Origin of the sequence: Propionicimonas paludicola (assembly GCF_002563675.1) — a bacterium.
GTDB classification, from domain to species: domain Bacteria; phylum Actinomycetota; class Actinomycetes; order Propionibacteriales; family Propionibacteriaceae; genus Propionicimonas; species Propionicimonas paludicola.
The window spans coordinates 1,724,996-1,739,284 of sequence record NZ_PDJC01000001.1; the positions used below are offsets into that span (position 1 = coordinate 1,724,996).

Genomic DNA, 14,289 nt, shown 5'->3' on the forward strand with positions numbered 1-14,289 from the left:
GGCCCTTCACAGCTTCAGCAGGTTCGCCGCGTCCACCGAGGTGGACCGTCGGGTGCGGTAGATGGTGATGATGATGCTCAACCCGACCACGACCTCGGCGGCCGCGACGACCATCACGAAGAAGGTGGCCACCTGCCCGTCCAGGTTTCCGCGGGCCGAGGCGAAGGCGACCATCGCCAGGTTCGCCGCGTTCAGCATCAGCTCGACCGACATGAAGGCGACCAGCGCGTTGCGGCGCAGCATCACCCCAGCGGTGCCGATCGCGAACAGCGCCGCGGCGAGGTAGAGGTAGTTGTCCGGACTCACTGGTCCTCCTCCTGAGCGGTCTCGACCTGGTCGAAGGCCGTAGCGGTGATCTGGCTCATGGCCGGCGCGTCCACGATCACGCCGCGGGAGACCAGGGTGGGCGAGACCGAGGCATCGCTCACTGAGCCGTCCGGCAGCAGCGCCGGGGTGGCGATCGAGTTGTGACGGGCCAGGACGCCCGAGTTCGGCAGGGTGCCCGGGTGGACACCGTCGGTGGCGTAGCGGCGCATCCGCTCAGCGGCCAGATCGGCCTGCGTGGCCTTGGGCTTGGTGCGGGCGTGCTGACCGAGCACCATGGCGCCGATGGCCGCGGTGATCAGCAGCGCCGAGGTCAGCTCGAAGATGAACACGTAGCGACCGAAGATCAAGGCAGCCAGCGACTCGACGTTGCCGCCGTAGGCCGCATTCGCGGCGTCCAGGCCGACCTTGGGTCCGCCGCTCAGGGCTCCGGCGATGCCGAAAACGATCAGCCCGAGCATGCCGACCACGGCCGCTCCGGCGGCCCAGCGCTGACCCTTGAGGGTCTCGACCATGGAGTCCGGGCTATCGACGCCGACCAGCATCAGCACGAACAAGAACAGCATCATGATGGCGCCGGTGTAGACGATGATCTGGACGAAGGTCAGGAACATGGCGTCCAGCGAGGCGTAGAGCACCGCGAGGTTGATCATCACGAACGCGATGCACAACGCGGAGTAGACCGCCTTGCGGAAGACCAGCAGGCCCAGCGCGGCCGCCACCACCATCAACGGTGCGGCGATCCAGAAGGTGATTTCTGCTCCACTCATCGTCCGGCCTCCCGGTCATCGCCGACCGAGGGCGTCCGGTTGTCCGGCTGCCCGGTGGACGGCAGGCCGAGGAAGTAGTCCTTCTCATCGGCCCCGAGCCGACGCGGATGCGGCGGCTGCTCCATCCCTGGCAGCAACGGGGCCAGCAGACGGTCCTTGGTGTAGATCATCTTCTCCCTGGTCACGTCGGCCAGCTTGAAGTCATTGGTCATGGTCAGCGCGCGGGTCGGGCAAGCCTCGATGCACAGCCCACACAGAATGCAGCGCAGGTAGTTGATCTGGTAGACCCGGCCGTACCGCTCGCCGGGCGAGTACCGCTCGACATCGGTGTTGTCCGCACCCTCGACGTAGATGGCGTCCGCCGGGCAGGCCCAGGCGCACAGCTCACAGCCCACGCACTTCTCCAGACCGTCCGGCCAGCGGTTCAGCTGGTGGCGTCCGTGGAAGCGGGGCGCGGTGACCTTCTCCTTGCCCTTCTCCGGGTAGCCCTGGGTGAAGGTCTTCCGGAACATCGTCCGGAAGGTCACCCCAAAGCCGGCCCAAGCATCGAAAGCGCCCATCAGCTCTCTCCTCCGCTGGTCTGGTCGACATCGGTCAACTCGGCAGGAGCCGGGGCGACCACATTGCTGAACTCGGGCAGCGCCTGACCCGGCATCGGCGGCACCGGATAGCCGCCGGCGAACGCGTCCAGCACCGTCGGACGGGTGGGCGGCGGGACCTCGGGCTTCTCACCCACGAAGGCGAAGACCAGCAGGCCGAGCACCACCACACCGATCACCAGGTACAGCAGCGGGCCCTGCAGCAGGCCGGCGTTACCCAGCCCACGGAAGGTGGCCACCAGGGCGACCCAGACCAAGGAGATCGGGATCAGCGCCTTCCAGCCCAGGCTCATGAACTGGTCGTAGCGGAACCGCGGCAGGGTGCCACGCAGCCAGACGAACAGCGAGATGAACAGCTGCACCTTGACCGCGAACCAGATCGGGCCGAGCCACGGGTTGTCCAGGCCGGGCACCAGGTTCAGCGGCCAGAACGGCAGGTAGCCGCCCACGAACAAGGTGGTGGCGATCGCCGACACGGTGGCCATGTTGATGTACTCGGCCAGGAAGTAGATCGCGTACTTGAAGCCGGAGTACTCGGTGATGTAGCCGCTGACCAGCTCCGACTCCGCCTCGGGCAGGTCGAAGGGTGCGCGGTTGGTCTCACCGACCATCGAGATCACGTAGACCACGAAAGCCGGCAGCATCATCAGCCAGTACCAGCTCTGCAGAGTGGTGTGGTAGCCGAAGAAGACCACCTCATTGCGCTGCGCCTCGACGATGGTGTGGGTCGACATCGAGCCGGAGAACAGGAACACCGAGACCAGGGACAGTCCCATGCCGATCTCGTAGGAGATCATCTGGGCGCTGGACCGCAGGCCGCCGAGCAGCGAGTAGGGCGAGTTGGACGCCCAGCCGGCCAGCACGAAGCCGTAGATGCCGATGCTGGTCACCGCCAGCAGGACCAGCACGCCGACCGGCAGGTCAGCCAGCTGCAGGTAGGTCTTGACGCCGAAGATCTCCACCTCGCCGCCGAAAGGGATCACAGCCCAGGCCGTGAAGGCCGCGGTTCCGGCGATGATCGGGGCAAGGACGAACAGCACCCGGTCCACCATGGACGGGATGAAGTCCTCCTTGATCAGGAGTTTCATGCCATCGGCCAAGGCCTGAAGCAGACCGAACGGGCCGTTCATGATCGGGCCGAGTCGGTGCTGCATCTTGCCGACCAGCCGCCGCTCGTACCAGACGTTGAAGATCGTCCAGAGCAGCAGGACGACGAACAGTACGACGACCTTGATCAGGACCAACCACCACGGATCGTTCATTCCTCGCCTCCCAGGCTCAGCGCGACCTCGTCGCCGAAGACCACCCCGAGCTCGCCGAGCCCGGTTCCGGCCGAGTTGGTCGGCAACCAGACCGTCCCATCGACCATGTCGGCGCTGATCGCGACCGGCATCGTGTACCAGCCGGCTGCAGCCGTGATGGTGACCAGCTGGCCATCGGCTGCACCGAGACGCTCGGCCAGCGCCGGGCTGATCCGGGCCACCGTGGGCTTCGCGGTGGCGGCCAGCGCAGACTCACCGTCCTGGCCTCGGCCACCGTCGATCAGCTGGCGCCAAGTGGACAGCTTCACCAGCTGTTCGCCCTGGCCAGAAGCCTTCGCCGCGGCCTTGGCCGACTTCGTGGACGCCTTGGCGGCCGACTTCTTGGCGGCCGGACGCTGGTAGCTGCCCAGCTCGGCCAGCTCGGCAGCGGCCTGCGCGGTGGTGCGGATGCCCAGTGGCGCGCCCAGCGCGTCGGCCAGAGCAGCCAGCACCCGCAGGTCGGTCATCGGTGCGCCGGTCCCCCGGATCACCTGGCTGACCGCACCTGGACGATGCTCCCAGTTCCAGAAGGTGCCCGACCGCTCCTCGATCAGCGCCACCGGGAAGACCACGTCGGCCCGATCGGTGACTTCAGAGGTGCGGTTCTCCAAGCTGACCAGGAAACCGACCTGATCGAGCCCGGCCCGCACCGCAGCGGCGTCGGCGAAGTCGACCGGCTCCAAGCCGGCCACCACGAGGGCGCCCAGCTCACCGGCAGCAGCCGCGGCCAGAATGGCCGGCGCCTCCAGGCCCGCGGCGGACGGCAGCGACTCGGTCTCCCAGGCGCTGGCCACGTCGACCCGAGCGGCGGCATCGGCCACCGGACGTCCGCCGGGCAGCAGGTTGGGCAGGCAGCCGGCCTCGATGGCACCGCGATCACCGGCACGCCGGGGAACCCAGGCCAGCCGGGCTCCGGCTGCGTCGGCCACCTCGGCGGCGGCGTTCAGCGCGCCCGCCGCCAGAGCAGCTCGCTCGCCGACCAGGATCACCGCGCCGGCCGGAAGGTCGAGACCGCGCAGAGCGGCCGCCTCCTCACCGGGGACGGTGGAGATCAGTTCGGCGTTCAGCTTGGTGCTGCCGTTGCTCAGCCGAGCCGCGATCACCTTGACCGCCAGGCCCTTCTTGCGGACCGCCTTGCGCAGCCGCAGGAAGACCAGCGGAGCCTCCTCCTCGGCCTCCAGGCCCACCAGAACCACGGTTCCGGCGGTCTCCAGGTCGGTGTAGGTGACCGCATCGCTCACGCTGCGTCCGGCCACCCGATCGGCCAGGAAGGCCGCCTCGTCGGTACCGATCGGACGCGACCGGAAGTCGATGTTGTTGGTGCCCAGCACCGTCCGAGCGAACTTGGCGTAGCCGTAGGCGTCCTCGATGGTCAGTCGGCCGCCGGTCAGCACGCCGACCCGCTCGCCGGCCGCCTTCAGTCCGGTCACGGCTGCGTCGATCGCCTCGGCCCAGGAGGCCGGCTTCAGTTCGCCGTCCCGGCGGACCAGCGGAGTAGTCAGCCGATCCTCGCCGCGTCCCGAGACGAAGGCGAATCGGCCCTTGTCACAGTTCCATTCCTCGTTCACCTCGGGCGCATTCGCGGCCAGCCGGCGGCGAACCACACCATGGCGCTGGTCGGACCGCAAGGTGCAGCCGGCCGCGCAGTGCTCACAGGTGACTTCGGTGCTGACCAGGTCGTAGGGCCGGCTGTTGAACCGGTACGAGGTCGAGGTCAGGGCGCCGACCGGGCAGATCTGGACGACATTGCCCGAGAAGTAGGAGTCATAGGGGTCATCGGCGTACTTGCCGACCTGCTGCAGCGCGCCGCGCTCGACCAGAGCGATCAGCGGGTCGCCGGAGATCTGCTCGGAGAACCGGGTGCAGCGGGCGCACAGCACGCAACGCTCCCGGTCCAGCAAGATCTGCGACGAGATCGGCACCGGCTTCGGGTAGGTGCGCTTGACCCCCTGGTAGCGGGACTCGCCGTGACCATTGCTGAGCGCCTGGTTCTGCAGCGGGCACTCGCCGCCCTTGTCGCAGATCGGGCAGTCCAGCGGGTGGTTGATCAGCAGCAGCTCCAGCATGCCGGTCTGGGCTTTCGCGGCCACCGCCGAAGTGTGCTGGGTCTTGATCTGCATCCCGTTGGCGACCTCGAGCGTGCAGGAGGCCTGCGGCTTGGGGAAGCCGCGGCCGTTGCCGGCATCGGGAACCTCGACCATGCACTGGCGGCAGGCACCCTGCGGATCCAGCAGCGGGTGGTCACAGAACCGAGGGATGGCGATCCCGACCAGCTCGGCGGCCCGGATGGCCAAGGTGCCCTTGGGCACGGCCACCTCGATGCCGTCGATGGTGACCGTGATGGTGTCGACCGCAGCCACGTCCTGGCCGGCCTTGGCAATCACGCTCATGCGTGCGCTCCTGACTTGTCTGCCACCGCGAACAGGGCACTACGACCGTAGGGGAACAGCTCCCAGGCCGGAGTGTGATAGCCGGCCTCGAACTCGGAACGGAAGTGCCGCACCGCGCTGGTGACACAGGCCACCGCGCCGTCGGCCAGGGCACAGAACGACTTGCCGCCGATGTTGTCGGCCACATCGAGCAGCTTTTCGACATCGCCCTCTTCGGCTTCGCCGGCCTCGAACCGCTTCAGGATCTGGACCATCCACCAGTTGCCTTCACGACACGGCGTGCACTTGCCACAGGACTCGTGCTTGTAGAACTCGACCCAGCGCAGCGTGGTGCGCACCACCGAGGTGGTCTCGTCGAAGACCTGCAGTGCCTTGGTGCCCAGCATCGAGCCGACGCCGGCCATCCCCTCGTAGTCGAGCGGGACGTCCAGGTGCTCGGCGGTCAGGATCGGGGTGGACGAGCCGCCCGGAGTCCAGAACTTCAGCTGATGCCCGGTCCGGATCCCGCCGGACAGGTCGAGCAGCTGGCGCAGGGTGATCCCCAGCGGCGCCTCGAACTGGCCGGGACGACGCACATGGCCCGACAGCGAGTACAAGGTCATCCCCTTGGACTTCTCGGTGCCCATCGAGGAGAACCAGGCCGCACCGTTGCCGACGATGGCCGGAACCGAGGCGATCGACTCGACGTTGTTGATCACGGTCGGGGACGCGTACAGGCCGGCCACGGCCGGGAACGGCGGACGCAGCCGCGGCTGACCGCGGCGGCCTTCCAGCGAATCCAGCAGCGCGGTCTCTTCACCGCAGATGTAGGCACCGGCGCCGGCGTGGACGATGATGTCCAGGTCGTAGCCCGAGCCCAGGATGTTCTTGCCCAGCAGCCCGGCCGCGTAGGCCTCGGCCACGGCGGCCTGCATCCGGCGATGCACGTGCAGCACCTCGCCACGGATGTAGACGAAGGCGGTGTGGCAGCCGATCGCATACGAGGCGATGATCATGCCCTCGACCAGGGTGTGCGGACTGGCCAGCAGCAGCGGCATGTCCTTGCAGGTGCCCGGCTCGGACTCGTCGGCGTTCACCACCAGGTACTTGGGGTTGGGGTTGTCCTTGGGCACGAAGCTCCACTTCATGCCGGTCGGGAAGCCCGCCCCGCCACGTCCGCGCAGTCCGGCGTCCTTGACCAGGGTGGTCACCTCGTCCGGAGAGAGCTTCAGGGCCTTCTCGATGGCGGTGTAGCCGCCGCCGGCCCGGTAGCCGTCCAGCGTCCAGGAACGCTCGGTGCCCCAGTTGGCCGACAGGACCGGAGTCAGAACATCACTCATCAGGCCTGCTCCCCCTTCGGTGCGGTCCAGCCGTGCTCATCGGCCAGCTGCTTGCCCAGCAAGGACGCCTCGCCGGCACTGGGGCCCTCGTCGGCACGTCCGTCGGGGTAGCCGGCCAGCACTCGCTCGGCCTCACGCCAGCTGGTGATGGTCGCGCCGCGGGTCGAGGTGACCTCGCGGTCGGCAGCCAGGTCGTCGAGCAGCTTCTCGGCCTTCTGCGGGGTCATGTTGTCCATGAACTCCCAGTTGACCGTCATCACCGGCGCGAAGTCACAGGCCGCATTGCATTCGATCCGCTCGAGGCTGAACGTGCCATCGGGCGTGGTCTCGTCCGGGCCGATGCCCAGCTTGTGGCTGACCTGATCGAGCAGCGCGTCGCCGCCCATCACCGCGCACAGCGCCGTGGTGCAGACCCCGACGTGGTGCTTGCCGCCGGGACGGCGCCGGTACATCGTGTAGAAGGTGGCCACACCGGAGACCTGAGCCGGGGTGATCCCGAGGATCTCGGCGCAGATCTCGATGCCGGCCGGGGAGACCCGTCCGTCCACGCTCTGCACCAGGTGCAGCATCGGCAGCAGGGCCGACCGCGGCTGCGGGTAGCGCGCTGCGAGTGCCCGCAACTCTTCGATCGTCTTCTCGTCGATCGAGGTGCTCGGATCGCTCATGTCGACCTCCCCCGAGTTGGGGAAGAACGACTGGAACTCGTGTCCGCTCATCGGTCCACGCCTCCCATCACCGGGTCGAGGGAGCCGATGGCCACCACGACGTCGGCCAGCATGCCGCCCTCGCACTGGATCGGCACGGATTGCAGGTGGTTGAACCCTGGGTCCCGCATATGCGAGCGGAACGGACGAGTGCCGCCGTCGGAGACCACGTGGCAGCCGAGCTCGCCCTTGGGGCTCTCGATCGGCACGTAGGCCTGTCCGGCCGGCACCCGGAAACCTTCGGTGACCAGCTTGAAGTGGTGGATCAGCGCCTCCATGGACTCGCCCATGATGTGCTTGATGTGCTCATGGGAGTTGCCCTGGCCGTCCGGACCGACGGCCAGCTGGGCCGGCCAGGCGATCTTCGGGTCATCGACCATCACCGGCTCGCCGGTGGAGGCCTCCAGCCGATCGGCACACTGCTTGACGATCTTGAGGCTCTCCCACATCTCGTCCAGGCGCACCCGGAACCGACCGTAGGCGTCGCTGGTGTCCCAGGTGATCACGTCGAAGTCGTAGGTCTCGTAGCCGCAGTAGGGCTGCTGCTTGCGCAGGTCCCAGCCATAGCCGGTGGAACGCAGGATCGGGCCGGTCACGCCGAGGGCGAAGCAGGCCGACAGATCCTGGTAGCCGATGCCGCACATCCGGCCCTTGAAGATCGGGTTCTCGTTGCAGAACGCCGCATACTCGGGCAGGTGCTTCTCCAGCCAGTTGATCACGTCGCGCAGCTGAGCGATCCCGGTCTCGGGCAGGTCGTTGGCGACTCCACCCGGACGGACGTAGGCGTGGTTCATCCGCAGGCCGGTGACGGCCTCGAAGAAGTCGAGGATCATCTCCCGCTCGCGGAAGCCGATCGTCATCACGGTCAGGGCGCCGATCTCCATGCCACCGGTGCCGACCGCGACCAGGTGCGAGGCGATCCGGCACAGTTCCATCATCAGCACCCGGATGTCGCTGGCCCGCTGCGGGATCTTGTCCTCGATCCCGAGCAGCCGCTCCACCGACAGGCAGTAGGCCACCTCGTTGAAGATCGGGGCCACGTAGTCCATCCGGGTCACGAAGGTCGTGCCCTGGGTCCAGGACCGGAACTCCATGTTCTTCTCGATGCCGGTGTGCAGGAAGCCGATCCCCGGACGGATGCTGGTGACGGTCTCGCCGTCCACCTCCACCATCAGGCGCAGCACGCCGTGGGTGGACGGGTGCTGCGGGCCCATGTTGATGACCAGCGTCTCGTCACCACGTTCGGCCTGCTCAGCCGCGATATCGGCCCAGTCGCCGCCGCCCATGGCGGTGTAGACAGCGCCCTCGGCGACGTCCTCGGACGCCGACGCGTAGAAGTCTGTCGTTTCCTTCATCAGTAGCTCCTGCGGGAATCGACCGGCGGCACCACGGTGCCCTTGAACTCGATCGGGATCCCGCCCAGCGGGTAATCCTTACGCTGCGGGTGGCCTACCCAGTCGTCCGGCATCAGGATCCGGGTCAGGTGCGGGTGGCCATCAAAGATGATCCCGAACATGTCCCAGGCCTCACGCTCGTGCCAGTCGGCCGCCGGGTAAGTGGCCACAACGGACGGGACGTGCGGGTCGGCGTCCGGGCAGGTGACCTCGATCCGGATCCGGCGATTGTGAGTCATCGACTGCAGGTGGTAGACCACGTGCAACTCGCTGCCCAGCTCGTCGGGGTAATGCACGCCGGAGACCGAGGCGCAGAACTCGAAGCGCAGGAAGGCGTCATCACGCAGCGCCTGCATCACCTCGAGGATGCGTTCGCGCGCGACGTAGACGGTCAGCTCACCGTGATCGACGACCACCTTGTAGAAGGGGTCGGCCACCAGGACGGACAAGCGAGCCAGCGCGTCGTCGAACCAGGAGCCGTAAGGCGCCGTGGCCGCAGCCGGCCACTCGACGCTGCGGCGCAGGCCGGCGTAGCCGGAAGTGTCGCCGCTGCCGGTCCCCCACATGCCCTGACGAATCGGGGTGGTCTGCGCGGCCGGAGCCGGCCCGGCCTCGGGGAGCAGCGCGTCGTTGTCACTCATCGCAGCAGCCCCTTCAGCTCATGGGTGGCCGGAGCGATCAGGGCAGCGGCCTCGGCCGCGTCCTGGGCGTCGATCTCGTTCTGACCGATCGGACGCTTGGCGACGATGCCCTTCTTCAGCTTCCACATGGCATCGATCAGCATGTCCGGGCGCGGCGGGCAGCCGGGCACGTAGATGTCGACCGGGACCAGGTGATCGCCGCCCTGGACGATCGCGTAGTTGTTGAACATGCCACCGCTGGAGGCGCACACACCCATGGCCATGACCCACTTGGGGTTCGGCATCTGGTCGTACACCTGACGCAGCACCGGCGCCATCTTCTGGCTGATCCGGCCGGAGATGATCATCAGGTCGGCCTGGCGCGGTGACGCGCGGAAGACCTCCTGGCCCCAGCGGCCGGCGTCGAAACGCGGCGCACCGTAGGTCATCATCTCGATCGCACAGCAGGCCAGGCCGAAGGTGGCCGGCCAGAACGAGGCCTGACGCATCCAGCCGAACAGCCCTTCCAGGGTGGTCAGCACCACGCCCTGGGGAACCTTGTCCTCAATGCCCATTCGCGGTTACCTTCACTCCCATTCCAGGCCGCCGCGACGCCAGACATAGGCGTAGGCGACGAACACCGTGACCATGAACAACAGCATTTCCACTAGGGCAAACAGGCCCAGCTTGTCGAAGGTGACCGCCCAGGGGTAGAGGAAGATCGTCTCGATATCGAACACGATGAACAGCATCGCGATGATGTAGTACTTGATCGAGAAGCGTCCGCCACCGGTCGCCTGAGGCGTCGGGTCGATCCCGCATTCGTAGGACTGGTACTTGATCCGGTTCCAGCGGCGCGGACCGACGTAGGCGCTGAGCCAGATCGAGATCGCCATGAACACGGCGGCCAGAACCAAGATCCCCAGGAGTGGAATGTAGGGGCTCATCGGTAGCACCGTCCCTTCTTCGTAGTTCCCTGCGGCGTGCACGTCATGCTGAGGGTGCCACCTTTGTCAGGGCAGTGAGTACCTTGTCCATCCAATCACCGTCCCTGGTGTCGTAGAGATGAGCGAGCATCTTCATCGTGAACCGCATCAACGTGGGCCGGGGCAGACCATACCGGGTGCACAGGTGCATCACCTGCGGGTGCTCGATCAGGGAAACGAAGACCTGACCCAGCCGGAAGTACCCTCCCCACTCGGACTTCAACCGGGTCGGGTAGCCGCGCAGCGCCGCTTCGGCGCTGGGAGACCCGAAACCGCGGAACTTGGCATCGGCGATGGCGTCGGCGGCCATCTCGGCGGCTTCCATGGCATAGGAGATGCCTTCGCCGTTGAACGGGGAGACCATGCCGCCGGCATCACCGACCAGGAGCAGGCCGCGATGGTAGGCCGGCTGCCGGTTGAACGACATCGGCAGAGCGGCACCCAGGATCGGTCCGAGCTGGTTCTCCGGACGGAAGCCCCACTCCTCGGGAGTGGCCGCAACCCAGCGGGAGAACATCTCGCGGTAATTCTGCCCAGCCTTGTCCGCCTTCGAGGCGACCGTGCCCAGGCCGACGTTGACGGTGCCGTCGCCCATCCCGAAGACCCAGCCGTAGCCGGGCAACAGGTTGGACTCTCCGGGCTTGCCGTCCCACAGCTCCAGCCAGGACTCCATGTAGTCGTCATCGCTGCGCGGGGAGGTGAAGTAGGCCCGCACCGCCACGCCCATCGGACGGTTGGTGAGCTTGGTCAGTCCCATGGACACCGACAGCCGCGAGGAGTTGCCGTCTGCGGCGATGACGATCGGCGCGGTGAACCGGCGTCCGTCCTTGGCCACGACGCCGACGATCCGGTCGCTGAGCTGATCGATGATCGGCTCGGTCACGTTGGTGTTCTCGAACAGCCGGGCACCGGCGGCCACCGCCCGATCGGCGAGCAGCTTGTCGAACTCGGAACGGGCCTTGACCAGCCCGTACGGCGGAAACTCGGCGAGCTCCGGCCAGTTCAACTCGAACGGCTCGGTGCGTCCGCCATAGATCCGTAGGCCGCGGTTGCGGGTCCAGCCGGCTTCGGGTGAGGTGTCGATGCCGAGCTTGATCAGCTGCTTGACCGCACGCGGGGTGAGTCCGTCGCCGCAGACCTTCTCCCGGGGGAAGCTCGACTTCTCCAGCAGCACCACGTCGACGCCGCGATCAGCCAGATAGGCGGCCGCGGAGGATCCTCCGGGGCCGGCGCCGACCACGATGACTTCGGCGGTGATTGCAGTTGAGCCGACGACTGGCGTTGCCGCCTCGGGCTCTGGCATTGGCGCTCCCTGCAGTGTCTGGCTCGGTACCGGTCAGTGTAGGCAAAACGGCCCGGCGAGGCCATTTGGGGCCGAGGTGCCTGCCGGCCGACCAAGGACTAACCTTGCCGGGTGCGTCATCACGAGCCGCTGGGCAAACTGCAGGCTCGAACCATCGAAATCCCCGATCCTGGTGAGCTGAGTGGCTATCTCCCCCGGCAGGACGCGGTCGCCTGGTTGCGCCGCGGCGAGGGGATGATCGGGTTCGGCGAGGTGGCCCGTTTCCAGGGCGGCAGCTTCGCCGAGGCGGACGCCTGGTGGAGCCGACTGTGCGCCGAACTCGAGCACGACAGCGAACTGCTCGACCTGAGCGGCACCGGCCCGCTGGCTTTCGGCTCGTTCCCCTTCGCTGCGTCGCACTCGCGCTCCGAGGCGCTGCTGATCGTCCCCCGGCTGATCCTGGGCCGACGCCGCGGACGCAGCTGGCTGACCCTGATCGGCGGACCGGGCGATCAGCCCGAGCTGCCGCCTCGCCAGAGTGCCGCTGCGGCACCGTCCGGCCTGCGCCGTGATGTCGGCGGATTGGCCGAAGCCGACTGGCGCGGCATCGTCGAGGCCGCCGTGACCCGGATCACGGACGGCGAGCTGAGCAAGGTGGTGCTGGCCCGGGCCGAGGTGCACACCGCCGAGCGTCCGCTGGACCCGCGCTGGCTGGTCGGCAGGCTCAGCGAGGAGTACCGCGACTGCTGGACCTTCTGCGTGGCAGGCCTGATCGGCGCCTCGCCGGAGATGCTGCTGCGCCGCGAGGGCGGCCTGGTCACGTCCCGGGTACTGGCCGGGACGATCCGGCGCAACGGCGCCGAGGAACTCGATCTGAAGCTGGCCCGCTCCCTGGCCCGGTCCGGCAAGAACCTGGCCGAGCATGAGCTGGCCGTGGCTTCGGTGGCCGAGGCGCTGGCCCCGTTCACCTCGGGGATGAACGTGCCCGACGCCCCCTACGTGCTGGAGCTGCCCAACGTGCTGCACCTGGCCTCCGATGTGACCGCCGTGGTCCGCCCGGGGGTGAGTGCGCTGCGGCTGGCCGGTGAGCTGCACCCGTCCGCCGCGGTCTGCGGGACGCCCACCGCCGACGCAGCCGCCCTGATCGCCGAACTCGAGCAGCTGGATCGTGGCCGCTACTCCGGCCCGGTGGGCTGGCTGGACGCCAATGGCGACGGCGAGTTCGCCATCGCGTTGCGCTGCGGCCAGATCGATCCCGACCGTCCCGAGACCATCACCGTCTACGCCGGCTGCGGGATCGTGGCCGAGTCCGACCCGGCCGAGGAGTGGGCCGAGACCGTGGCCAAGCTGCTCCCGATGCACCAGGTGCTCGGGGTCAGCTCCGCGGCCAGCTGAGCGACTCACCACCGGCCACGCTGAGCTGGACCGACGCGGTCGGTTCCAGGCTGATCCGGGCGGCGAGCTTCTGGCCGGAACCGGTCACTTCGTACTCGATCCAGCTGTTGTCCTTGCCGAGCACGGTGACCTCGCCGGTGGCCAGCCAGGGATGGCGCCGGCGCAGTCCGATCAGCTCCTGATAGAGCCGGTACAGCCACCAGCCGTCCGGCGCCAGCGCGTCCGGGCCGTCCGGAAGCGGCGGACGCAGTGGGTCGTCGGCGTGGCGTCCGGTGCCCTTGGTGCCGGTGAAGCCCTGCTCGTCGCCGTAGTAGATGCTGGGCATCCCGGGCAGGCTGAACAGGATGGCCGCGGCCAGCGCCGCTCCGTCCGGGCCGACGGTGCTGGCGATCCGGTCCACGTCGTGGTTGCCGATGAAGGTGTTCGGCAGCAGGGCGGCGCAGAACTCCGCGTGCCGAGCCAGCGCCCAGTCCAGCTCCCAGAGGTTGCGGTCGGCCAAAGAGCTCCAGATCGCCTTCCACAGCTCGTACTGGGTGACCGAGTCCAGATGGCCCTCAGTGACGATCCGGACGTAGTCGCCGTGGATCACCTCACCCAGGAAGATCGCGTCGGCGAACTCGGTCCGGACCCGGTCGATCACCTCGCTCCAGAACGCGGACGGCACCGCGTAGGCCACGTCCAGCCGCCAGCCAGCGATTCCGCGGCGCAGCCAGTGCAGCATCACCTCGGTGACCAGGTCGGCCACCTCGGGACGGCTGTGGTCGAGCAGGGCCAGGTCGCCGTGGCCCTCCCATCCGGCCGGCTGAACCTGGCCGTCCACCTGCTCCAGGCGGATCAGCCCGTGGCCGGCGGCCACCGCCTCGGCCACCAGTGGATGGGCGATCCCCACATGGTTGAAGACCCCGTCCAGCAGCACCCGCAGGCCACGACGTCCGGCCTCCTCGATGAGGTGGTCGAAGGCGGCGTCATCGCCGAGCCGGGGATCGATCCGGAAGTAGTCGAGGGTGTCGTAGCCATGGCTGGTCGAGGCGAAGATCGGGCCGAGCAGTAGGCCCGAGCAGCCCAGCTCGACGGCGTAGTCCAGCCACGCCTCCAGTCGGACCAGCCGGTTGGCCGGTGCGACCTGGCCGACGTCGTGGATCGGCGCACCGAGTGCACCCAGCGGGTAGACGTGCCACCAGATCGCGTGTTCCAGGCTCATCGAG

Annotated in this window: 14 protein-coding genes; 1 reads left to right on the forward strand and 13 read right to left on the reverse strand. The window is 67.9% G+C overall.

Features of this window, described 5'->3' with window-relative positions:
* Nucleotides 1-6: 6 nt before the first annotated feature.
* From nuoK to ATK74_RS08020, 12 genes are all read right to left on the reverse strand, one after another.
* Nucleotides 7-306, reverse strand: coding sequence for an NADH-quinone oxidoreductase subunit NuoK (gene nuoK, locus ATK74_RS07965; RefSeq protein WP_098460525.1), 300 nt, complete (start codon nucleotides 304-306; stop codon nucleotides 7-9).
* Nucleotides 303-1,094 (reverse strand): NADH-quinone oxidoreductase subunit J, encoded by a 792-nt coding sequence (locus ATK74_RS07970; protein WP_098460526.1) that lies wholly within the window; start codon nucleotides 1,092-1,094, stop codon nucleotides 303-305. The genes nuoK and ATK74_RS07970 overlap by 4 nt, the downstream gene beginning before the upstream one ends.
* Nucleotides 1,091-1,654 (reverse strand): NADH-quinone oxidoreductase subunit NuoI, encoded by a 564-nt coding sequence (nuoI, locus tag ATK74_RS07975; RefSeq protein WP_098460527.1) that lies wholly within the window; start codon nucleotides 1,652-1,654, stop codon nucleotides 1,091-1,093. The genes ATK74_RS07970 and nuoI overlap by 4 nt, the downstream gene beginning before the upstream one ends.
* A complete protein-coding gene (gene nuoH, locus ATK74_RS07980; protein ID WP_098460528.1) occupies nucleotides 1,654-2,955 on the reverse strand; it encodes an NADH-quinone oxidoreductase subunit NuoH in 1,302 nt (433 codons plus the stop codon). Before nuoH ends, nuoI begins: the two co-directional genes overlap by 1 nt.
* Nucleotides 2,952-5,384: an NADH-quinone oxidoreductase subunit G gene (locus ATK74_RS07985; RefSeq protein WP_098460529.1), complete on the reverse strand. Its 2,433-nt coding sequence runs from the start codon at nucleotides 5,382-5,384 to the stop codon at nucleotides 2,952-2,954. Before ATK74_RS07985 ends, nuoH begins: the two co-directional genes overlap by 4 nt.
* Nucleotides 5,381-6,703, reverse strand: a complete 1,323-nt coding sequence (gene nuoF / locus ATK74_RS07990) for an NADH-quinone oxidoreductase subunit NuoF (RefSeq protein WP_098460530.1) — start codon at nucleotides 6,701-6,703, stop codon at nucleotides 5,381-5,383. Before nuoF ends, ATK74_RS07985 begins: the two co-directional genes overlap by 4 nt.
* Nucleotides 6,703-7,419: an NADH-quinone oxidoreductase subunit NuoE gene (nuoE, locus tag ATK74_RS07995; RefSeq protein WP_098460531.1), complete on the reverse strand. Its 717-nt coding sequence runs from the start codon at nucleotides 7,417-7,419 to the stop codon at nucleotides 6,703-6,705. Before nuoE ends, nuoF begins: the two co-directional genes overlap by 1 nt.
* Nucleotides 7,416-8,693, reverse strand: a complete 1,278-nt coding sequence (locus ATK74_RS08000) for an NADH-quinone oxidoreductase subunit D (protein ID WP_098462142.1) — start codon at nucleotides 8,691-8,693, stop codon at nucleotides 7,416-7,418. The genes nuoE and ATK74_RS08000 overlap by 4 nt, the downstream gene beginning before the upstream one ends.
* Nucleotides 8,694-8,761: 68 nt before the next feature.
* Nucleotides 8,762-9,442 (reverse strand): NADH-quinone oxidoreductase subunit C, encoded by a 681-nt coding sequence (locus ATK74_RS08005; RefSeq protein WP_098460532.1) that lies wholly within the window; start codon nucleotides 9,440-9,442, stop codon nucleotides 8,762-8,764.
* Complete coding sequence (locus ATK74_RS08010; protein ID WP_098460533.1) at nucleotides 9,439-9,996, reverse strand: NuoB/complex I 20 kDa subunit family protein; 558 nt, start codon at nucleotides 9,994-9,996, stop codon at nucleotides 9,439-9,441. Before ATK74_RS08010 ends, ATK74_RS08005 begins: the two co-directional genes overlap by 4 nt.
* A gap of 12 nt (nucleotides 9,997-10,008) precedes the next feature.
* A complete protein-coding gene (locus ATK74_RS08015; protein ID WP_098460534.1) occupies nucleotides 10,009-10,368 on the reverse strand; it encodes an NADH-quinone oxidoreductase subunit A in 360 nt (119 codons plus the stop codon).
* Between the two features lie 43 nt (nucleotides 10,369-10,411).
* Nucleotides 10,412-11,710 carry a geranylgeranyl reductase family protein gene (locus ATK74_RS08020; RefSeq protein ID WP_098460535.1) on the reverse strand — a complete coding sequence of 433 codons (1,299 nt, stop codon included), beginning with the start codon at nucleotides 11,708-11,710 and terminating at the stop codon, nucleotides 10,412-10,414.
* A 111-nt stretch (nucleotides 11,711-11,821) separates the two neighbouring features.
* On the opposite strand from ATK74_RS08020, the gene ATK74_RS08025 reads away from it, so the two are divergent.
* The gene (locus tag ATK74_RS08025; protein WP_098460536.1) at nucleotides 11,822-13,084 is read left to right on the forward strand and encodes an isochorismate synthase; all 1,263 of its coding nucleotides are present in this window, start codon (nucleotides 11,822-11,824) and stop codon (nucleotides 13,082-13,084) included.
* Here ATK74_RS08025 and ATK74_RS08030 read toward each other — a convergent pair.
* The gene (locus ATK74_RS08030; protein WP_098460537.1) at nucleotides 13,065-14,285 is read right to left on the reverse strand and encodes an alpha-amylase family protein; all 1,221 of its coding nucleotides are present in this window, start codon (nucleotides 14,283-14,285) and stop codon (nucleotides 13,065-13,067) included. The two genes, ATK74_RS08025 and ATK74_RS08030, sit on opposite strands and share 20 nt — an antisense overlap.
* Nucleotides 14,286-14,289: the final 4 nt, after the last annotated feature.